This window comes from Clostridium cellulovorans 743B (assembly GCF_000145275.1).
Taxonomy (GTDB): domain Bacteria; phylum Bacillota; class Clostridia; order Clostridiales; family Clostridiaceae; genus Clostridium_K; species Clostridium_K cellulovorans.
This window is the reverse complement of the sequence record NC_014393.1, coordinates 4979917-5001990: the sequence shown is the minus strand read 5'-3', so window position 1 is coordinate 5001990 and position 22074 is coordinate 4979917. Positions and strand designations below refer to the sequence as shown.

Annotated in this window: 24 protein-coding genes; 23 read left to right on the top strand and 1 reads right to left on the bottom strand. The window is 31.9% G+C overall.

Translation table 11 applies throughout. From position 1 onward, the window contains the following. Positions 1-3: 3 nt before the first annotated feature. The 20 genes from CLOCEL_RS20695 to CLOCEL_RS23745 all read left to right on the top strand — a co-directional run bounded on the left by CLOCEL_RS20695 (position 4) and on the right by CLOCEL_RS23745 (position 17401). On the top strand, positions 4-981 hold the full coding sequence (locus CLOCEL_RS20695; protein ID WP_010074158.1) for a beta-ketoacyl-ACP synthase III: 978 nt from the start codon (positions 4-6) through the stop codon (positions 979-981). Between the two features lie 34 nt (positions 982-1015). Next, a complete protein-coding gene (gene acpP / locus CLOCEL_RS20690) occupies positions 1016-1240 on the top strand; it encodes an acyl carrier protein (protein ID WP_010074157.1) in 225 nt (74 codons plus the stop codon). Positions 1241-1292: 52 nt separating this feature from the next. Then, the gene (gene fabK, locus CLOCEL_RS20685) at positions 1293-2234 is read left to right on the top strand and encodes an enoyl-[acyl-carrier-protein] reductase FabK (protein ID WP_010074156.1); all 942 of its coding nucleotides are present in this window, start codon (positions 1293-1295) and stop codon (positions 2232-2234) included. A 51-nt stretch (positions 2235-2285) separates the two neighbouring features. Continuing rightward, entirely contained in the window at positions 2286-3221 is a 936-nt protein-coding gene (fabD, locus tag CLOCEL_RS20680) for an ACP S-malonyltransferase (RefSeq protein ID WP_010074155.1), read from the top strand. 11 nt (positions 3222-3232) lie between these two features. After that, a complete protein-coding gene (gene fabG, locus CLOCEL_RS20675; protein WP_010074154.1) occupies positions 3233-3973 on the top strand; it encodes a 3-oxoacyl-[acyl-carrier-protein] reductase in 741 nt (246 codons plus the stop codon). Between the two features lie 12 nt (positions 3974-3985). After that, positions 3986-5230 carry a beta-ketoacyl-ACP synthase II gene (gene fabF / locus CLOCEL_RS20670; protein WP_010074153.1) on the top strand — a complete coding sequence of 415 codons (1245 nt, stop codon included), beginning with the start codon at positions 3986-3988 and terminating at the stop codon, positions 5228-5230. Between the two features lie 3 nt (positions 5231-5233). Further along, the gene (accB, locus tag CLOCEL_RS20665) at positions 5234-5734 is read left to right on the top strand and encodes an acetyl-CoA carboxylase biotin carboxyl carrier protein (RefSeq protein ID WP_010074152.1); all 501 of its coding nucleotides are present in this window, start codon (positions 5234-5236) and stop codon (positions 5732-5734) included. Position 5735: 1 nt separating this feature from the next. After that, the gene (fabZ, locus tag CLOCEL_RS20660) at positions 5736-6158 is read left to right on the top strand and encodes a 3-hydroxyacyl-ACP dehydratase FabZ (RefSeq protein WP_010074151.1); all 423 of its coding nucleotides are present in this window, start codon (positions 5736-5738) and stop codon (positions 6156-6158) included. A gap of 8 nt (positions 6159-6166) precedes the next feature. Further along, positions 6167-7513: an acetyl-CoA carboxylase biotin carboxylase subunit gene (locus CLOCEL_RS20655; protein WP_010074150.1), complete on the top strand. Its 1347-nt coding sequence runs from the start codon at positions 6167-6169 to the stop codon at positions 7511-7513. Beyond that, complete coding sequence (accD, locus tag CLOCEL_RS20650) at positions 7513-8385, top strand: acetyl-CoA carboxylase, carboxyltransferase subunit beta (protein WP_010074149.1); 873 nt, start codon at positions 7513-7515, stop codon at positions 8383-8385. The genes CLOCEL_RS20655 and accD overlap by 1 nt, the downstream gene beginning before the upstream one ends. Then, complete coding sequence (locus CLOCEL_RS20645; protein WP_010074148.1) at positions 8382-9164, top strand: acetyl-CoA carboxylase carboxyltransferase subunit alpha; 783 nt, start codon at positions 8382-8384, stop codon at positions 9162-9164. The genes accD and CLOCEL_RS20645 overlap by 4 nt, the downstream gene beginning before the upstream one ends. A gap of 446 nt (positions 9165-9610) precedes the next feature. Further along, positions 9611-9790, top strand: coding sequence for a hypothetical protein (locus tag CLOCEL_RS20640; RefSeq protein ID WP_010074147.1), 180 nt, complete (start codon positions 9611-9613; stop codon positions 9788-9790). Positions 9791-9984: 194 nt separating this feature from the next. Next, positions 9985-10587 (top strand): TetR/AcrR family transcriptional regulator, encoded by a 603-nt coding sequence (locus tag CLOCEL_RS20635; protein ID WP_010074146.1) that lies wholly within the window; start codon positions 9985-9987, stop codon positions 10585-10587. An 83-nt stretch (positions 10588-10670) separates the two neighbouring features. Beyond that, positions 10671-11375, top strand: a complete 705-nt coding sequence (locus CLOCEL_RS20630) for an ABC transporter ATP-binding protein (protein ID WP_010074145.1) — start codon at positions 10671-10673, stop codon at positions 11373-11375. 2 nt (positions 11376-11377) lie between these two features. Next, complete coding sequence (locus CLOCEL_RS20625) at positions 11378-13864, top strand: ABC transporter permease (RefSeq protein WP_010074144.1); 2487 nt, start codon at positions 11378-11380, stop codon at positions 13862-13864. 426 nt (positions 13865-14290) lie between these two features. After that, a complete protein-coding gene (locus CLOCEL_RS22560) occupies positions 14291-14434 on the top strand; it encodes a class IIb bacteriocin, lactobin A/cerein 7B family (RefSeq protein WP_010074143.1) in 144 nt (47 codons plus the stop codon). 469 nt (positions 14435-14903) lie between these two features. Continuing rightward, positions 14904-15029 (top strand): hypothetical protein, encoded by a 126-nt coding sequence (locus CLOCEL_RS23750; RefSeq protein ID WP_010074142.1) that lies wholly within the window; start codon positions 14904-14906, stop codon positions 15027-15029. Positions 15030-15322: 293 nt separating this feature from the next. Next, positions 15323-16837 (top strand): radical SAM/SPASM domain-containing protein, encoded by a 1515-nt coding sequence (locus CLOCEL_RS20620; RefSeq protein WP_013291968.1) that lies wholly within the window; start codon positions 15323-15325, stop codon positions 16835-16837. 21 nt (positions 16838-16858) lie between these two features. Next, entirely contained in the window at positions 16859-17041 is a 183-nt protein-coding gene (locus CLOCEL_RS20615; RefSeq protein WP_010074140.1) for a hypothetical protein, read from the top strand. Between the two features lie 231 nt (positions 17042-17272). Beyond that, positions 17273-17401 (top strand): hypothetical protein, encoded by a 129-nt coding sequence (locus CLOCEL_RS23745; protein ID WP_010074139.1) that lies wholly within the window; start codon positions 17273-17275, stop codon positions 17399-17401. 183 nt (positions 17402-17584) lie between these two features. Here CLOCEL_RS23745 and CLOCEL_RS20610 read toward each other — a convergent pair whose 3' ends face one another. After that, positions 17585-19012: a glycoside hydrolase family 26 protein gene (locus CLOCEL_RS20610; RefSeq protein ID WP_010074138.1), complete on the bottom strand. Its 1428-nt coding sequence runs from the start codon at positions 19010-19012 to the stop codon at positions 17585-17587. Positions 19013-19846: 834 nt separating this feature from the next. On the opposite strand from CLOCEL_RS20610, the gene CLOCEL_RS23740 reads away from it, so the two are divergent. From CLOCEL_RS23740 to CLOCEL_RS20600, 3 genes are all read left to right on the top strand, one after another. Further along, on the top strand, positions 19847-19972 hold the full coding sequence (locus CLOCEL_RS23740) for a hypothetical protein (RefSeq protein WP_010074137.1): 126 nt from the start codon (positions 19847-19849) through the stop codon (positions 19970-19972). 337 nt (positions 19973-20309) lie between these two features. Next, positions 20310-21824: a radical SAM/SPASM domain-containing protein gene (locus CLOCEL_RS20605; RefSeq protein WP_013291967.1), complete on the top strand. Its 1515-nt coding sequence runs from the start codon at positions 20310-20312 to the stop codon at positions 21822-21824. Between the two features lie 65 nt (positions 21825-21889). Continuing rightward, positions 21890-22069, top strand: coding sequence for a hypothetical protein (locus CLOCEL_RS20600; protein ID WP_010074135.1), 180 nt, complete (start codon positions 21890-21892; stop codon positions 22067-22069). Positions 22070-22074 lie beyond the last annotated feature (5 nt).

Genomic DNA, 22074 nt, shown 5'->3' with positions numbered 1-22074 from the left:
AATATGATAACTTCAGAAATTATTGGGACAGGGTCTTACGTACCAGAAAAGATAGTATCAAATGATGATTTGTCTAAAATCATGGATACTAATGATGAATGGATACAAAGCAGATCAGGGATAAGCGAAAGAAGAGTATCTCAAGGTGAGGATACTTCAGATTTATCAGTTAAGGCAGCGATAAAAGCTATGGAAGCTGCAAATGTGGTGGCTACTGATATAGACTTAATAATAGTTGCTACTGTAACCCCAGATATGTATACACCTTCTACTGCTTGTATTGTACAAAAGAAAATTGAAGCTTATAACGCTACAGCATTTGATGTAAGTGCTGCTTGTTCAGGTTTTTTATATGGCGTAAGTATAGCTAATTCAATGATAAAAACAGGACAACACAAGACAGTATTAGTTATCGGTGCTGAAGTTTTATCAAAAGCGATTAATTGGGAAGATAGAGCCACAGCAGTATTGTTTGGTGATGGTGCTGGTGCAGTAATTATGAAGGCTAGTGAAAATAGGGGAGTTAAAGGTATATATACAATGTCTGAGGGAGACAAAGGAGAGAATCTAGAGATAGGAGCTAAAGAAGTAAAAAATCCTTTTCTAGATGAAAAAGTTGATAACTCTAAATACAACTACATTGCTATGAATGGTCGAGAAGTTTTTAAGTTTGCAACTAAAGCAATGGTAACAGCAGTTGAAAAAATACTTTTAGAAACTAAAGAAGATCTTTGTAATATTAAATGTATTATTCCTCATCAGGCAAATTATAGAATAATTCAATATGTAAGTAAAAAGATGGATATTCCAATTGAACATTTCTATATAAATTTAGATAAGTATGCAAATACGTCTGCTGCTACTATTCCAATAGCATTAGATGAAGCTGTTAGAGTAGGTAGGATAAAAAAAGGCGATAAAATTATTTTAGTGGGCTTTGGTGGAGGTCTTACATACGGTGCTGCGCTTATTGAATGGTAAAAAAATAAAATTATGATAAATGGAGGAAATGGAAATGGTATTTGAAAAGATTAAGGAAATAATATGTGATCAATTAGGTGTGGACGAGGATCGTATAACACTTGAAACTACATTCGAAGAATTAGGAGCTGATTCTTTAGATTTATTTCAGGTAATAATCGAAATAGAAGAGGCATATAATATTCAGCTTGAAGAAGCAGAAAGTATTAAAACAGTTAATGATGCAGTGGAATATGTTGAATCAAAAATAGAAAATTAAAAATCTAGGTCAGATATCTTATCTGATCTATTTAATAGGGAGAATTATAATTATGAGGTCAAGAATAACGGAAATTCTAAATATTAAACATCCAATAATACAAGGAGGCATGGCGTGGATCGCTGATGCATCTTTAGCAGTCTCTGTAAGTGAGGCAGGGGGATTAGGCATCATAACAGGAGCAGCACCTATTGAATGGATAAGAGAAGAAGTAAGGAAGGCTAAAGCGAATACAAATAAGCCTTTTGGAGTAAATGTGATGCTTATGGCGCCAAATGCAGATGATGTAGCTAAACTTATCTGTGAAGAAGGTGTAAAGGTAGTTACAACTGGAGCAGGGAGTCCAGGAAAGTATATGGAGATGTGGAAAAGTCATGGAGTGAAGGTAATCCCAGTTGTAGCCTCTGTAGCATTAGCTAAAAGAATGGAGAATGCTGGAGCAGATGCAATAATTGCAGAAGGTATGGAATCAGGCGGTCACATAGGTCAGTTAACGACTATGGCCCTTGTACCACAAGTAGTAGATGCTGTTTCAATACCAGTTATTGCAGCTGGAGGAATTGGTGATGGAAGAGGATTTTCGGCAGCTATGATGTTAGGCGCTGAAGGGGTACAGATAGGCACTAGATTCTTAGTAGCAAAGGAATGTACTGTTCATGAGAATTATAAAAATATGGTTTTAAAAGCAAAGGATATAGATACAGATGTTACTGGAAGGGTAACAGGGCATCCTGTAAGAGTTGTAAGGAATAAACTTTCAAGAAAACTTCTGGTATTGGAAAAAGAGGGTGCAACAAAAGAGGATATAGAAAAGGCTGGAACTGGTGCACTTGCTAAAGCTGCAAGAGATGGAGATGTTGAGTTTGGATCAGTTATGGCTGGTCAAATCACAGGGTTGGTTAAGAAAGAACAGAGTTCAAAAGAAATTATTGAAGAAATTTTAAAAGAGGCAGATTTAATTATAAGTAAGTTCTCAGATATAAAAATTCTTTAATTATCTTATATTTTATAGCAGGATAATAAGAATAGAGTAGAGGTAGAAACTATGAGGAAAATAGCATTTTTATTCGCAGGTCAAGGTGCTCAGTATGTTGGAATGGGTAAAGACTTATATGAAAATATACCGAGTTGTAGGGACGTTTTTGAGGAAGCAGATAAAGTTTTAGGCTTTAAGATATCAGAAATTTGCTTTAATGGACCTGTAGAAGATTTGAATAATACAGAGAATACTCAACCTGCAATAGTTACAGTAAATATGGCTGTACTCAAAGCTTTAGAGGAAAATGGTATAAAAGCAGAGGTATCAGCAGGATTAAGTCTTGGAGAATATTCAGCTTTAATTTATGGGGGAGCTATGAAGTTTGAAGAAGTAGTACCTCTAGTGAAAAAAAGAGGAAGATTCATGCAGGAAGCTGTGCCTGTTGGAATAGGTGGTATGGCAGCGATTATAAAGCTTAAGGATGAGGAAGTTATTGAAATCTGTAAAGAAGCTTCAACCGTTGGACTAGTTCAAGGTGCTAATTTTAATTGTCCAGGACAGGTAGTAGTTGCTGGAGTTAATGCTGCAGTAGATAAAGCTGTAGAATTAGCTATTGAAAAGGGTGGTAGAGGCAAGAAACTTCCTGTTAGCGCTCCATTCCATTGTTCTTTGTTAGAACCAGCAGCAGTGAAGCTAGAACAGGAACTTAAAAATATAGACATAAAAACCTTAAGTAAGCCTACTTATTCAAATGTTACTGGTGATACATATAAGGAGGATTCAAATATTCTTGCATCTCTTAGAGATCAAGTAATGAGTTCAGTATTGTTTAGCAATATAATTAGCAATATGATAGCTGTTGGTGTGGATACTTTTATTGAAGTTGGACCAGGAAAAACATTAAGTGGATTTGTAAAGAAGATTAGTAAAGATGTTGATATTTTGAATATAGAAAATATGGATACCTTAAATAAGGCAATTGCTTTTATAAAGGAGTCGTAGGGAGGAAAAATATGTTAGCTGGACAATGTGCAATTGTTACAGGAGCAACTAGAGGAATAGGAAGAGCTATTGCTACAAAACTTGCTACTTCTGGTGCTAATGTAGTGGTTAATTATAGAAGTAATACTGAGGAAGCAGAAAAACTTAAAACTGAGTTAGAAGCTCTAGGTGTTAAAATTCTTTTAGTTCAAGGTGATATAAGCAAAGATGAAGAGGCTAAAAAACTTATCCTTGCAGCAAAAGATGCCTTTGGCAAAATAGATATTCTTGTTAATAATGCAGGAATAACAAAGGATGGATTGATCATGAGAATGAAAGAAGAGGATTTCGATAAGGTTATTGAAGTAAATCTTAAGGGAACCTTCAATTGTTCAAAACATGTAACTTCAGTTATGATAAAGCAGAAATACGGGAAAATAATAAATATTTCTTCTGTAGTAGGTATTGTAGGAAATGCAGGTCAAGTAAATTATTCAGCATCAAAGGCTGGAATAATTGGAATGACAAAGTCTTTAGCTAAAGAACTTGGTAGCAGAGGCATAAATGTAAATGCTGTAGCCCCAGGATATATAGTGACAGATATGACAGAAGAATTATCGGAAAAGATAAAAGAAGAAACTAAAAATTCCATACCATTAAAAAGATTAGGAGAGCCTGAGGATGTAGCTGAACTAGTGGCTTTCTTAGCATCAAAGTCATCGGATTATATTACAGGTCAAGTCATTAATGTTGATGGCGGAATGGTCATATAGAGAGGTGAATTTATGGATAGAAGAGTAGTAATTACAGGAATAGGAGCAGTAACTCCAATAGGTAATGATGTAAGTACATTTTGGAATAATAGTAAGAATGGTGTTTGTGGTATTGATTTTATAAAAGGTTTCGATACAACAGATTATCAAGTTAAAATAGCAGGTGAAGTTAAGAACTTTGATCCAACGGAAGTAATGGATGCAAAAGAAGCAAAGAGAATGGATAGATTCTCGCAGTTGGCTATAGCCGCTACAGATGAAGCACTTAAAATGTCTAAGCTAGATCTTGATGCAGAAGATAGATATAGAGTTGGTGTTATTGTTGGTTCTGGTATTGGTGGTTTTAGTACTATGGGAAACGAATTTGAAAAGCTATTTTCAAAAGGTCCTAAAAAAGTTTCTCCATTTTTTATACCAATGTCTATTATCAATTTAGCTTCAGGAAATATTGCGATAAAGTATGGAGCAAAAGGTATTAGTAATGCTTCTGTTACAGCTTGTGCAACTGGAACTAATTCAATTGGTGATGCTTTTAGAAATATAAAGCATGGCTATGCAGATGTAATGATAACTGGTGGAGCAGAAGCACCAATTACAGGAATGAGTGTTGCTGGATTTACTAATTTGAAAGCATTAAATACTTCTAATGATATAAATAAAGCATCGATACCTTTTGATAAAGAAAGAAGTGGCTTTGTAATGGGTGAAGGTGCAGGAATTCTTATATTAGAGAGCCTTGAACATGCTCAAAGTAGGGGAGCAACTATTCTTGCAGAAGTAGTTGGATATGGTTCAACTTGTGATGCATATCATATGACATCACCAGATCCAGAAGGTGTAGGTGCTGCTAAGGCTATGGAGCTTGCTATAAAGGAAGCTGGAATAGAAAATAACGAAATTTCTTATATAAATGCTCATGGAACAAGTACTCCATACAATGATAAGTTTGAAACTATAGCTATTAAAAAGGTATTTGGAGATAACGCATATAATATACCAGTTTCATCTACAAAGTCTATGACAGGTCACCTACTTGGTGCAGCAGGCGCTGTTGAATCAATTGTTTGTATAAAAGCTTTAGAGGAAGGCTTTATACCTCCAACTATTGGCTATAATACTAAAGACGAAGAGTGTGATTTAGACTATGTGCCAAATGAAGGAAGATCTTCTGAACTTAAATATGCATTATCTAATTCATTAGGCTTCGGAGGACATAACGCTACTTTGGTATTTAAAAAGTGGGAGATAGGTGAATAGGTTATGGATATTGAAAAAATTAAACAGCTTATTGATGCAGTTAATACTTCAGAATTAGCATTTTTCGAATTTTCATCATCTGAATATCATGTGAAAATGGATAAATCTTTAACTAGAAATAGTAAGGAAGCTGAGGATGTAGTACCTAAACAAAGTAAGATAACTCCTGTAGACAAGATAGTGGAAGAAACTACTGTTGTTAAGAGGGTTGAAACTGAGGAAACTCTTATAGCTACTGATAGTGAAACTCTTGTGATGGAGGATCTTAAAGTTATAGGATCTCCAATGGTAGGGACTATTTACAATGCACCAAGTCCTGAGGCTGAAGTTTTCGTAGAAGTAGGCCAGAGAATTAAAACGGGAGAAATTCTTTGTATTATTGAAGCTATGAAGCTTATGAATGAAATTGAAGCAGAAGTTTCTGGAGAAGTGGTAGAGATACTATTTAAAAATGGTGATATGGTAGAGTATGGTCAGCCATTATTTAAAATAAGGGAGAATTAACATGTTAACAATAAATGAGATTAAGGAAATAATTCCACATAGATATCCATTTTTATTAATCGATAGAATAGAAGAAATTGTTGAAGGTACTAAAGCTGTAGGTTATAAGAATGTAACTGTAAATGAACCATTTTTTCAAGGACACTTTCCACAAGAACCTATTATGCCAGGAGTATTAATAGTTGAGGCATTAGCTCAAACTGGAGCAGTTGCAATCTTAAGTATGGATGAGTTTAAAGGAAAAACTGCTTATTTTGCAGGAATTAATAAGATAAGATTTAAAAAGAAAGTTGTTCCAGGAGATGTCTTGAAGTTAGAAACTGAGATAATTAAATTGAAGGGATCTATTGGAATAGGTAAAGTCTTGGCTACAGTTGAAGGGGAAAAGGCTTGTGAGGGAGAAATCTTATTTGCTATAGGTTAGGTGAGAATATGATAAAGAAAGTTCTAATCGCTAATAGAGGAGAAATTGCAGTAAGAGTTATCAGAGCTTGTAGAGAAATGGATATAGCAACTGTTGCTGTATATTCAGAAGCTGACAAGGATGCTCTTCATGTAAAACTTGCTGATGAAGCAGTTTGCATAGGACCAGCAACATCAAGAGATAGCTATCTTAATATTCAAAATATATTAAGTGCCTGCATTTTAACAGAGGCTGATGCAATACATCCTGGTTTTGGGTTTTTGTCTGAAAACAGTAGGTTTGCTAAGATGTGTGAAGAATGTAATATAAAATTCATAGGACCAAACTACAAAGCCATAGATCTTATGGGAAACAAAGCTAGAGCAAGAGAAATAATGAGAGAAGCAGGTGTTCCTATAGTTCCCGGCTATGAAGGTGCGATACGAGATGAAGAGCATGCACTAGAGATTGCAAAGGAAATAGGTTTTCCTGTTATGGTAAAAGCTGCTTCTGGTGGTGGCGGTAAAGGAATAAAAATAGTTTATAAAGAGGAAGATTTAGCTTCAAGCTATAATACGGCTAAAGCTGAATCAAAAGCAAACTTTGGTGATGATACTATGTATATTGAAAAGTATATAGAGAAACCAAAGCATATAGAAATTCAAATCCTCGGAGATGATTATGGAAATGTTGTACATCTTGGAGAGAGAGATTGTTCGGTACAAAGAAAGAATCAAAAGGTCATAGAAGAGGCTCCATCTACAGTTTTATCAGAAGAAACTAGACAGATCATGGGTGAGATAGCCAAAAAAGCGGCAAAGGCTGTAAATTATAATAGTGTAGGAACCATAGAATTCCTTTATGATATAAATGGTAATTTCTACTTCATGGAAATGAATACAAGAATTCAAGTAGAGCATCCTATAACAGAGATGGTTACAGGAATAGATTTAGTAAAAGAACAGATAAATGTAGCTAGTGGTATGGCGATATCCTTTGCACAGGAGGACATTTCGATTAAAGGACACTCGATCGAGTGTAGAATAAATGCTGAGGATCCTAATGAAAACTTCAGACCTTGTCCTGGATTGATTGAAGAAGTGAATTTTCCAGGAGGGTTAGGGGTAAGGGTAGATACTGCAATCTATGGAGGATATAAGATTCCGCAGTTCTATGATTCAATGATTGGTAAACTTATCGTCTATGGGAGAAATAGAGATGAGGCAATAAGAAGAATGAAAAGAGCCTTAGCAGAGTTTATTGTAGTCGGAGTTGTCACCAATGTAGATTTACATTTTTCTATATTAAATCATGAGGATTTCGTTAACGGAAGTTATAATACTCTATTTTTAACGGATAAGTTGGTGAATAAATGATGCTTAAAGATTTGTTAGGTAAGAGGAAATACGCTACTGTTAGTAAAGTTAATTTAGAAAGAAGATTAGATGATATAGAAAAACCAAACATACCAACTGGTATGTGGAGTAAGTGTACAGAATGTTCTAGCATTGTATACACTGAGGATTTAAGCAATAATATGAATGTTTGTCCGAAATGTGGGTATCATATGAAAATATCTGCTATGGAAAGGATAAAATATATCTTTGACAAGGATACCTTTAAGCAGATAGATTCAGAAGTTGTAGGGAAAAATCCTTTAGAATTTGAAGGCTATGAAGAGAAGTTAGCAAAGGCTAGAGAAGCCACAAGTTTAAAGGAAGCTGTAGTTACAGGATATGGTACAGTAGGCGGAAATCCTGTAGTTACAGCAATAATGGACAGTAACTTTATGATGGGGAGCATGGGAACAGCTGTAGGTGAAAAGATTACTAGAGCCATTGAATATGCGACTTCAAAAAGATTACCTATTATTATTTTTACTACATCTGGAGGAGCTAGAATGCAAGAAGGAATCTTTTCCTTAATGCAAATGGCAAAGGTTAGTGGTGCTGTAGCTAAGCATGGAGATACAGGGTTATTATATATAACAGTAATTACTCATCCTACAACAGGTGGGGTAACAGCGAGCTTTGCTATGGAAGGAGATATCATTATAAGTGAGCCTAAAGCACTTATAGGTTTTGCAGGAAGAAGGGTAATTGAAAGCACTATAAATGAGAAATTACCTGAAAACTTTCAAAGTGCAGAGTTTCTATTTCAAAAAGGGTTTATCGATAAGATAGTGGATAGAAGGAATATGAAAACCGTACTTTCTAAGATATTAACTCTTCATGAGGTGAGAAAATGAATGCTTGGAAAAAGGTAACTATAGCAAGATTGAATGAAAGACCTAATGCTAAATTTTATATACAGAGTATTTTTGATAAATTTATCGAATTTCACGGAGATAGATCCTTTGGTGATGATAAAGCTATTATTGGTGGTATAGGTTCTATAGGCAATGTGAATATAACAGTTATTGGAATAGCAAAAGGACAAAACACTAAGGAGAATCTTGAGCGAAATTTTGGTATGCCACATCCGGAAGGCTATAGAAAAGCTTTAAGGCTTATGAAGCAAGCTGAGAAGTTTAAAAGACCAGTAATTTGTTTTGTAGATACACCAGGGGCTTTCTGTGGAGTTGAAGCAGAAGAAAGAGGTCAAGGATATGCAATTGCACAAAATTTAGTAGAAATGATGACATTAAAAACACCTATTATTTCTATTTTTATTGGAGAAGGTGGAAGTGGAGGGGCATTAGCACTAGGTGTAGCTGATAGAGTATGGATGCTTGAAAATTCTATATATTCTATTTTGTCTCCAGAGGGTTTTGCATCTATTTTATGGAAGGATGCATCGAGAGCTAAAGACGCTGCAAATGCGATGAAAATTACTGCTAATGAGTTATTGGACTTTGGAATAATAGATAAAGTAATAAAGGAGCCTTTTGGTGGAGCTCACAAAAATCCAGAGGTAATGGCAAAAGATTTAAAGCAACAGTTAATAGAAGAAATAGAAGTGTTAAGAACTATGAACTTAGAAGAACTAATGAAAATGAGATATGATAAATTTCGTAATATGGCATAAATAACAAGCTTTTTCATGATTGTGTGTATTTCAATAAAGACGTTTCATAGGCATATTGATTTTTCAATATGCCTATGGCTTTTGACATAATTTTAATAATTAAGATTATGTATAGTGTATATGAATTTCAGTTTTTTAAAAAGTTATATTTTAATGTTTTATAAAGATTTCTTTGTTTGTTGTCAAAAGACTAGATGAAGAAAATCCGTGTTCAAGGATACTATTTGGTTCTATTTATAAATAGTTTGATTAAAGCAAGTTTACCTTCGAAATATAATATAAAAGTACTATACAAAATTTATATTTAACTTGAGCATGAAAAGCTACGGTGCTAGAATAACATATGTGATAATAAAAATATAATGTAGGTAAAATTACTGAGAGGGTTTAATAGTTATTATTAGTAATTTTAAGACGTAAATACATTAAAATGTGAGGTATAGATAATGAGAAATGACTCTATGATCAAAAACATCCTTACTATTATAGGTGGAATAGTACTGCTTTTTACGATTGTTAGTATTACTTGGTGGTTAGTTAAATCAATAGTTAAATGGGGCATAATTATATTAATAGTTGGTGGGGCAGGCTATTTTATAGCTAATCAATTTAAAAAGCTTGGTTAATTTAGAGTTATCAATGAGGAATTGGTGAGTAGTCAGTGTTTATATGCATTGTCTGCTTTTTTTCTGTACGAATAAAATTTAAGGACTCTATTAATGTGTAAAGGTAAAGATTCTTTTAGATAAAGATTAACTTTGGTATTTACATTTGTATTTAATAGGAGTAGAATAGTAAAAATGAACGGAGGTTTTCTTTTGTGCAATACTTAAAGGAAGAAACAAAGAACAAAATCATTTCCGAAGCTTTAAAGGAATTTAAACTTAAAGGATACAATAAGTCGTCTGTTAGAACTATAGCTAAAAATTCTGAAACCTCTGTGGGGAATATATATAAATATTTTGACAGTAAAGAGGATTTGTATAAGACATTAATTGGAGATGTATATAATAAAATAGTAGAATATATTACAGCCCTTGAGAATGTTAAGTTAGACGAGAAGGCAGAATACATATTTATTGAGCTCTTAGAGAAAATAATGAAGGTATTCGAGACTAAAAGCACAGAACTTGCTATATTATTTAACGGTAGTGAAGGGACTATATATGAAAATTGTAAAACATTCTTTGCTGAATGGGTAACAGGGACTGTAACAAAAAAACTTAATTATGACCTCTCTTTTAAGGGAAAAAAGCTTAAGGATAATTTTATAATTTATCTTTTAGCATGTAATTTAGTAGAAAGCGTAGCTATTATACTAAATGAAAAAGAGGATGGGAGAGAAGTTAAAAGATATATAAATAATATTATAGATATTTTGTTTTGTGATATAGATGACAAGTTAGATATAGAAGATTGTTAAAAGATATGCTACCAATACTTCAAGAGGGTAGCTATTACCATAGAAGTGAACAAATGTTCATTAAAGAGATGAGGAGGGCAAAAGTGGATAAATTTATAGAATTAAAAAATGTTAAAAAGAGTTATACTATGGGAGAGGTTGCAATAACTGCTGTTTCTGATGCATCTTTCTCAATAGATAAGGGTGAATTCGTTATAATACTTGGAGCAAGTGGAGCAGGAAAAACTACCATCTTAAATCTTTTAGGTGGTATGGATCAAGTAACTAGTGGTAGTATATTTGTTGATGGTAATGAAATTAGTAAATATAATGAAAAGCTTCTTACCAAATATAGGCGTGAAGATATAGGCTTTGTATTTCAATTTTACAATCTAGTTCAAAATCTTAATGCCTTAGAGAATGTTGAATTAGCAGTGGAAATATGTAAGAATCCTATGAATCCAGAAGAGGTATTAAAAGAAGTTGGATTAGGGCATAGGATGGAAAACTTTCCAGCACAGCTTTCTGGTGGAGAGCAACAAAGAGTATCTATTGCAAGAGCATTAGCAAAAAATCCAAAACTACTTCTTTGTGATGAACCAACAGGAGCGTTAGATTATAACACTGGTAAATCTATTTTGAAACTTTTATCAGATACTTGTAAACAATATAAAATGACTGTAGTAATAATAACGCATAATTCAGCTATAGCACCTATTGCTGATAAAGTAATTCATGTAAAGAATGGAACTGTAGAGAGTATAACAAAAAATGAAAATCCTGTTTCAATAGAAAGCATAGAGTGGTAATTATGAAGAAGACTTTTATAAAAAATATATTTAGAGATGTAAAAAAGACGATATCAAGATTTATTTCTATAGTTATAATAATTGCAATCGGCGTATCTTTTTATGGAGGAATAAGAGCAACAAGTCCAGATATGAAGAGATCAGCAGATTTATATCTTAAAGATAGTAACTTCATGGATTTTAAAATTATCGGTACTATGGGTATCACAGATGATGATATTGATGCAGTTAGTAATCTAAAAAGTATATCTTCAGTAGAAGGGGCTTATTCCTTGGATGCAGTAGTAGAACAAGGAGAGACAGGCCTAGTTGTAAATATCAATTCTTTGCCTAAAGAGGATGGTATAAATACTATAACTATCGTAGAAGGAAGCAAACCTAAGAATGATAATGAGATAGTAGTTGAGGAGAGATTTTTAAAGGAAAACTCTTTAAGCATAGGAGATACAATAAAGCTTAACTCCGGTAATAAAACTGATATTAAAGATAAGTTGAGAAATAATGAGTTTAAGATAGTTGCATCAGCACAATCGCCATTATATTTATCTATAAACAGACAACTAAGTTCTGTTGGAAATGGAACAGTTAAAGGTTTTGTTTATATACTGCCAGAGGTTTTTAAAAGCTCTGTTTATACAGAAATGTATATAAAAGCAGATTATGAAGAAGCTGATACTAGTTTCTATAAGAATAATGATTATAAGCATGTAATAGACGATTTAAATCAAGAAATAGAAATATTAGGAGAAGAACAGAGTAGTAATAGATATGATGAAATTATTAAAGCAAGCTATGGTCAGACTCAAGGCTTACTGAAGCCACAGTGGTATATTTTTGATAGAGATGATAATGTGGGATACAAAGGCTATAGTGAAGACAGTACCAGAATAGATACTATTGGAAAAGTATTTCCACTAATATTCTTCCTTGTAGCAGCTCTTGTAAGCTTAACAACAATTACAAGGATGGTCCAGGAGAATAGAACAGAAATAGGTACTTTTAAAGCTTTAGGTTATCCGAAAGTAGCTATAGTTTCCCACTATTTGCTTTATGGATTATTTGCTAGTGTACTTGGAAGTTTAATTGGAATATCTTTTGGATTTAAAACCTATCCGCCGATTATTATGAGTGCTTATGGAGAAATGTATGCAATTCCAATTAAGTTAACACCAGTAATTTTATCATTGTCTATTGAAGCTTCACTATTGGCTATAGCATTTACAACTATTTCAGCTATAGCAGCTACAATTGAAGAGTTGAGAGAAGTTCCAGCTTCTCTTATAAGACCAAAACCACCTAAGGTTGGAAAGAAAATTTTCTTGGAGAGAATCAACTTTATATGGAGACGTCTGAAGTTTACAAGGAAAGTTACTGCAAGAAATATATTTAGATATAAGCAAAGGCTTTTAATGACGGTCATTGGTATAGCAGCATGTACAGGACTTATGTTAACAGGTTTTGGAGTTAAAAGTAGTATAGATGTTTCATTAAGAAGACAATTTGATAAAATATATAAGTATGATATGCAGACTTTATTAAATACTAAATTAAATGATGAAGAAAAGACAAAGTTAAATGATAAAGTACTTAGAGATAATAACATTGAATCTACGTTGTTTACCTATACAACTAATGGTACTGTATCAGATGATTCCTCTTCTGGGGAAGATGCATATATAATGGTGCTGGATAATGATGAAAATGTAGGGGAATATATTAATTTGATCATGGATGATGAAACTGTAACACTTGAAGATGAGGGTGTTATTTTAACAAAGAAACTTTCAAAGTTGTTAGGTAAGAAAGTTGGAGATACAGTAGAAATTACTATAAATGATAAAAAGGCAGAAGCAAAGGTTTCAGCAGTAACAGAGCAATATATGCAACACTTTGTATATATGTCCCCAAAATATTATGAAGAGATTACAGGGGAGAATTTAGCATATAATAGTTTTTATGCTTTGCTAAATAGTAATAGCTCAGCTGATGAAGAAAAAACTTCAAACCTATTATCAGACGTAGATGAAATAAACTCTACAAGCTTTAATACAAATCTTCAAGAAGAGTATAGTAAGAATATGAACAGCCTTACAACTGTGGTTATAGTGCTAATAATTTCAGCAGGATTGTTGGCTTTCGTAGTTATATACAATCTTACTAATATAAATATCTCTGAAAGAAAGAGAGAGCTTGCAACAATAAAAGTTTTAGGTTTTTATAATAATGAACTTGCATCATATATATATAAAGAAAATATTATATTAACGATAATAGGAATTGTTGCTGGGATATTCATGGGAATAGCTATGAATAATTTTGTTTTAGCAAGTGCAGAAACAACGACAATGCTTATGGCTAGAGTAATAAAGACACAATATTTTTTCTTTTCTGCTTTATTAACGCTTGTATTTTCACTAATAGTTAATTTAGCTATGTATAATAAGTTCAAAAAAATAGATATGGTTGAATCTCTAAAGAGTGCAGAATAATAACAAGACATCATATCAAAATTAGATGAATAATTTTTAAATTATTTTAAGTATGAAAAGGAGTAACCTCAGAATGTATATGCATTTTGACGTTGCTCCTTTCTTTTGTTTATCAGGATATAATATTTAGTACATTGAAAATAAAAGTATACATACTTATATTTTCATAGTGACATTGTGGAGAGTGATTGTGACAGTTCTAGTGGTAACATGATTCTTAATTGTGTATAGGGAAATTAAGCAATATTGGTTTATAGGTGAAAATACAGAAAACAATATAATTTATTAATTAAATTAAATATCATGGTGAGTGTATTAAGATTAGTAAAAAAGTCGAAAGGAAAACATTGACTTGGAAGTTTTGTGCAAATATTATAGTTATATGGATATATATTAATATCTAAAAAATATTAAGGGGGGACAAATATGGAAGGATTTAAACCAATTAAGGATTTAGAAAACATCAATGGTGGTATATTACCTATAAACGTAATTTGCTATGGTGTTGTATTTATAAATCCAGTAACAACAATAGCTACAACAATAGCCAATGCAGTAAAGAAGTCTTAATTACTCCAGTAATAAAGTAAAAAGTTACATAATAAAATAATTATTATATAATTTTTTGTATACTAAGAAAATTTTTAGTTAAGATAATTTTGTTAGTATTGGTTAACCAGTTAATAAAAGAACTTATTCTTAATAATATTATTGAGAATAAGTTCTTTTATTCTTAATACACGGTTTTAGACTTACAGGAGTTTTTTGTTAATAAATTTTAGATTTAAAGTGAAATAAATTATAGATTTAGTTGCGATTAATTACAAAAAAACTCATATAATTTAATTTGTTGTTCAAATTCAGTGTAAATAAGATATATAATTTGATAATTATTAACAAAAAGTACGTTGACTTCTTTCGATTAAGGAATTATTGTGTAAATATAGGAATAAAGGGTATAAATTCTCTAAATATAATTACATATGAAAGATTAAAAGGATATATATAAATTAACTTTTTATGAAAGGGGGTGAATTACATGGAAGGATTCATTGATATCAAAGACCTAAATAAAATCAATGGTGGGGCAGTAAAGATTTCTAAGGAAGTACTTATAGTATATGGAGTTAGACCACCAAGTTCTGGAGGTACTGTTATAGCATAATAATCTTTACATCAAAATATTTAGTGTTTAAAAATATGAAACCAAATAGTTTTATAGTATTGATATTGATTTAGCTAGCAGAAGATAAAGAAAATTACGAATGTTTAAAGTAGTAAAGAGATATTATCTACTGCTAGCTGTGTTTAAGATATATACGCATAGTGGTTTGGTAAAATAATAAAGCATATATAGTAGTTTCTTAACTAAATAAGTTAGAAAAGTTATGTGTTTTTAACATAGTAAATAAGACTGATATAAGAACAAATCAATATAGATTTAAGGGAGAAAAAATTATGATTAATCAACCTATTACATCAGTATGGGAAATAACAATGGGCTGTAACATGCGTTGTAAGCATTGTGGATCTATTTGTGAAAATCCATTACCAGATGAATTAACAACAGAAGAAGCATTAGATTTATGTAGGCAACTTGGAGAATTAGGTATGCAATACATAACACTTTCTGGTGGTGAACCAACTACTAGAAAGGATTGGCACCTTATTGCAAAGGAACTTACGAAAAATGGAGTTATCCCAAATATAATAACAAATGGATGGTTAGTTACTGAAGAAATAGCAAAGTTAGCAGCTGAAGCTGGTGTTGGAACAGTGGCTATAAGTTTAGATGGGTTAGAAGAGCATCATGATTATATGAGAAAACCAGGTTCTTTTGCTCGATCTTCTCAATCATTAAAGTATTTAAAAGATGCCGGAATAGCTACGTCTGTAATAACTACGATAAGTACAGAAAACTTACTTATGCTAGGAGAAATGAAAGAAAAATTTATTGAAATGGGCGTAAGTCAATGGCAACTACAAATCGCATTACCGATGGGGAGTTTTAAAGATAGAAAAGAAACAACTCTTGCACCTTCTCAAATTGATGATGTTATAAACTTTGCATATGAAACAATGCTAGAAGATAGAATTGCTGTAGACTTAGCAGATTGTTTAGGATATTTCAATATAAAAGAAATAAAGGTTAGACAAAAAAGAGCTGGTAATGAGAATGCTTTTTGGACAGGCTGTGGAGCTGGAAAGACATCATTTGGTATTTTGCATAATGGTGATATCGTAGGCTGTACTTCAATTCGTGAACAAAAATATATAGAAGGAAATATCCGTGAAACTTCTTTAAAAGATATTTGGGAAAAAGAAAGTAACTTTGCATGGAATAGAGAGATGTCTAGAGATAAGTTAAGTGGTGTCTGTAAAACTTGTACTTATGGAGACTATTGTCATGGAGGATGCTCAAACACCCGTATATCTATTGGTGGAGATATGTATGCAGAAAATACCCACTGTTCATATAATTATGCAGTAGCATGTGAGATGAAAAAGTTATCAGATAATATAGATACCCTAAAGGCTCAAGCAGAAGAATATTTAAAGGAATCTAATTTTGAGATGGTGTTACATGCTTGTGAAAGACTTATAAGTAAAGATGAAAGTGAGAAATTATTAAGCGATTATGCTCTAGCTGCATACATGACTGGAAATTATAAACTATGTGTTGAATTAAATGACAAAATTTTAAATAAAGACTCAAATCACGTTTATGGATTAAAAGGATTAGGGTTAGCACTTTGTAAGCTTGAAAGAATAGAGGAAGGTATTGAAAACCTAAAGAAAGCTTCAGAGTTATCTCCAGAAGGCTATGTAGATCCATATCACGACTATATAATAGTTCTATTCCAATTAGGAAGAATTGAAGAAGCTAAGGAAGTCTTAAAGAAGGCGCAAGAAAAACATAAACAATGTGCTAAGGAGCTTGCACGAGAATTCAAAGAGATAATGCTTGCATAAATATAGAAAGGAGGTGAGAAAATGAAAGGATTTGTTGATATAAAAGAAGTAGTTTCAATCAACGGAGGAGATAGCTTAGTAAGTTCGATAATAGCTGCAAATGAAGCAATAACTCTTAAGTATGGTGTTGTAGTTAGGCCACCTGTTGTAAAGTATGGTGTTAGACCCTTATATGGAATTTATCCAGTTACTATAACAAAATAGGGAAAAGCAAGAGCATCGACATAAAGATATGATATGTAAGTATCTATAAAAGTGAATTTTACAGACAATTCTTTAGTTGTAACGCGATGCAGCTATAATTCCTTATATATGTTTCAATAAAGATTCTAAATAGAATTTGTTTTTCTTTTAGTAATTAGATAAATTTTCGATTTGATTTCAAGAAATGAAACATATATATTTCTTTATTTATTAATTAGAGGAGGAATTAGAATGAAAGGTTTTATAGAAATTAGAGAAATAGAAAAACTGCAACAAGTAAATGGGGGATCTTGGTTCTCACGTTTAGTAAAAAAGATAATTCCTAAAAGACCAACAGTATTGTATGGAATTGATTTCTAGTAAGTAGAAATGAAATCCTATAGAATGATTATAAAAAACATTCTATAGGATTTTTCTATTATGTTATAAATGGACATTCAAAAGACTTTCATTGCCAATAGATAAGTAGTCAATTTGATATTGCAGAAATTACATTACTATTGCAAATTTGCACAAAACTAGACGTTTTGTTATTGTATATATTTATTCCAAAGTTATATTGTCCACGTATATTGCCGATGTTCCTGAAGAATTTGAACCACCGATAAATTCAACTCCAACTTCCTTAATTTGTGACGTATTTATAATGTTTGCCAAATTTAATGTTAGAGTTGTTGAACTGGTGTTAACAATTACAGAACCACCATCATACCAAGTATATGAGTTTCCTGTTTTTACATATAATTTTGCAGTAAGTCCAGAACCTAAGTTACCCCATGAAGCAACTTTAACTCTTGCTTTTAAGGTTTTGTATCCTGAATAGTTATCACTTATCGGATTATACAGATAGTATTTAGTGCCACTAGAAAGTGTTATATTTCCTTTCAGCGAATAAGATCCTTTGTCACTCCATTCATTAACAGACCATGGACCAGTGACATTTGTATTTCCAACCCAACCTTGATTACTATTTTCGAAGTTATACTTAGTTAATGCACTAGATGTAGCTGAAGAATCACTCTTTGTGAAAAGCAAAGAACCATTTATATTATTAAAAGGTGCATAAGCTCCATCCCAAGTTATGAAATAGCTAGCTCCAGTATATTTATTATTTATAGCATTATTCCATAAAGAATAATCAAATTTTTTAAGTTGTTGATTATTACTATTTACATATGCGCCGCCTACAGCTGGTCCAACTTCACTGAAACCAATGATTTTTCCCTTATTAATAAGTGCATTATATGCGGTTTGAATTGCGCTATCATTTTCAGGATCATCGCTATAAGCATCGATTCCTATCCAAGTTACTGTTGAACTATCAGGATAATAGTCAGCAGCCTTATCTCCTTTATTCGGAGCATAGACGAATTTAACATTTGTTAGTTTTTTGTAGTTAATAATATAATCATATAAGTTGTACCAAAGTGTTTTGAAATCAGTTGTGTCTTGAGCACCCCACCAGAACCAACCATAATTCATTTCATGGAATGGTCTATAGTATACAGTAGTACCTAGATCAGCTAATCCAGCAGCAATCTTATCTATCTCTGCTTTATATGTTTGTAACATTACAGAACTTGAAGTTGTAATGTTTTGTATTTTTTGATTAGCTAAAATATCAAAATCTGAAGCAGACAATAAGGTGTTAACATTTCCGCCTTTTGGATTTGGCATGTGACAAGATACTGAGATAGTCTTTCCTAAGTTTTTAACAGTGCTATTAGAACTATAACTTATCATGTTAGCACCAGTTGAGCCATTCCAATTGCAATAGTCAAGAGATACAATATCTGGGCTGTAGGTACTTACGCCAGTGGTGCTTATACCACCATCATAACCGAGAAACATTCCTGTTTTGCAAGTGCTGCTAACAGCATAAACAGGATCTGTAAAAGAACTAGTGATTGAAATTGTAAGAACTAATGCTGAAATATATGAAAGTGATTTTTTGATTGATAGAAATTTCATAATAAACATCTCCTTTGACGTTAATAAAATTAATAGGATAAAGGGAAGTGTTGAACTAGTTATAATGCTGTTTTCAGTAGGCGCCTGTAATATGAAAACTGTTGAGAATTGATATTTGATAATAATTTTTGCGACTTTTATAGAATGTTAGCACAATGTATTTATAGGTGTGTTAGTACAAAAATAGAGTGTAAACAATAATGCACGCGCTATGTAATTGTTTACAATAATTATATAATTCTATGTTAGGTAAAAAAATAACACAAATTCATATTTATTATCATAAATTCGGAGGGTAAAGGTTGCTAATAAAGTTTTAGAAGACATTTAAGAGTTAATTTCTAATAAAGCATACCAGGAATTAGTTTTTTTGCTTTTCGACACACTTATATAAATATATTGAATTTATTTTATATAAGCAGATAATTAACGATAAATGGTAATTTCTAAGTTGTATAAAAATTAACGGATTGTTAGATGAAATTTAAAATAGTTACAATAAATGATACTTATTGTCATGATATTTAAATATTATGTCAGTAAAACATATAAAATGAGATATATTAACAAAATGGAAGTTGACTTATTGAATATAACGTATTATTGTTTAAATATAGGATATTTAGAAAAATATACTTAAATATAGAAAGACAATGAAAAGGTTTATATCCATGCTATTAGGATACCATAAGCCACTTGGTTAACGTTTCTGTATATACTATAGTAATTCCAATAAACATTAAAAAAACGGCAAAATAGAACTTAAATGATTCCTAGACTAAGAAAAATATAGTGTCAAGAATTTGTTGATTTTTGTGAAAGGAGGTGAAGAATATGGAAGGATTTATAGATATTAAAGATCTAAACAAAATCAATGGTGGAGCAGTAAGGATTCAAAAAGATGCGCTTATAGTATATGGTGTTAGACCTCCAAGTTCTAAAACTGTTGCTTTAGCATAAATTCATCAGGTTAAATCTTATGTTAATGCTAAATTTAAAACTTAACAGTTTTACATAGTTACCGTTGATTTTGCTAGCAGAAAATAATAGAGGATTTTTTAAATTTACGATAGTCCATTTATATTAATCTACTGCTAGCTAGGTTTAAGCGATATAACAATATTACAAAATTTAAATAAATAATATGATAATTAGAATTTATAAGTATAAAATTAACTTTCTGTGATGGCTATAAGTGCTAAAAACTTTCATTAATAGTTTGTAACAAAAATTTTTAGCATGATAAATAAGTTGGGGCAAGAAGAAATTAATATAGATTTAAGGGAGAGAAAAAATTATGATTAATCAACCTATTACATCAGTATGGGAAATAACAATGGGCTGTAACATGCGTTGTAAGCATTGTGGATCTATTTGTGAAAATCCATTACCAGATGAATTAACAACAGAAGAAGCATTAGATTTATGTAGGCAACTTGGAGAATTAGGTATGCAATACATAACACTTTCTGGTGGTGAACCAACTACTAGAAAGGATTGGCACCTTATTGCAAAGGAACTTACGAAAAATGGAGTTATCCCAAATATAATAACAAATGGATGGTTAGTTACTGAAGAAATAGCAAAGTTAGCAGCTGAAGCTGGTGTTGGAACAGTGGCTATAAGTTTAGATGGGTTAGAAGAGCATCATGATTATATGAGAAAACCAGGTTCTTTTGCTCGATCTTCTCAATCATTAAAGTATTTAAAAGATGCCGGAATAGCTACGTCTGTAATAACTACGATAAGTACAGAAAACTTACTTATGCTAGGAGAAATGAAAGAAAAATTTATTGAAATGGGCGTAAGTCAATGGCAACTACAAATCGCATTACCGATGGGGAGTTTTAAAGATAGAAAAGAAACAACTCTTGCACCTTCTCAAATTGATGATGTTATAAACTTTGCATATGAAACAATGCTAGAAGATAGAATTGCTGTAGACTTAGCAGATTGTTTAGGATATTTCAATATAAAAGAAATAAAGGTTAGACAAAAAAGAGCTGGTAATGAGAATGCTTTTTGGACAGGCTGTGGAGCTGGAAAGACATCATTTGGTATTTTGCATAATGGTGATATCGTAGGCTGTACTTCAATTCGTGAACAAAAATATATAGAAGGAAATATCCGTGAAACTTCTTTAAAAGATATTTGGGAAAAAGAAAGTAACTTTGCATGGAATAGAGAGATGTCTAGAGATAAGTTAAGTGGTGTCTGTAAAACTTGTACTTATGGAGACTATTGTCATGGAGGATGCTCAAACACCCGTATATCTATTGGTGGAGATATGTATGCAGAAAATACCCACTGTTCATATAATTATGCAGTAGCATGTGAGATGAAAAAGTTATCAGATAATATAGATACCCTAAAGGCTCAAGCAGAAGAATATTTAAAGGAATCTAATTTTGAGATGGTGTTACATGCTTGTGAAAGACTTATAAGTAAAGATGAAAGTGAGAAATTATTAAGCGATTATGCTCTAGCTGCATACATGACTGGAAATTATAAACTATGTGTTGAATTAAATGACAAAATTTTAAATAAAGACTCAAATCACGTTTATGGATTAAAAGGATTAGGGTTAGCACTTTGTAAGCTTGAAAGAATAGAGGAAGGTATTGAAAACCTAAAGAAAGCTTCAGAGTTATCTCCAGAAGGCTATGTAGATCCATATCATGACTATATAGTAGTTCTATTCCAATTGGGAAGAATTGAAGAAGCTAAGGAAGTTCTAAAGATGGCTCAAGAAAAGCATAAAGCCTGTGCTGAAGGGCTTGCAGAAGAATTTAAAGAATTAGTCCTAAACTAATATTTTTATGGACAAACATACTGATTGAGTTTTTAAGTACCTAAATATTGAAAGGAGGTGAAAACATGAAAGGGTTTGCAGATATAAAAGATTTAGCTGAAATTAATGGAGGAAGTACTTTAATAACTTCCACTACTATTTCGAACAAAATAGTAACACTTAAGTATGGTATTCTTACACCACCTATTTTAGCATATGGAGTAAGACCTCTATATGGAATTTATCCAGTTACAATAAAAGAATAATAAAA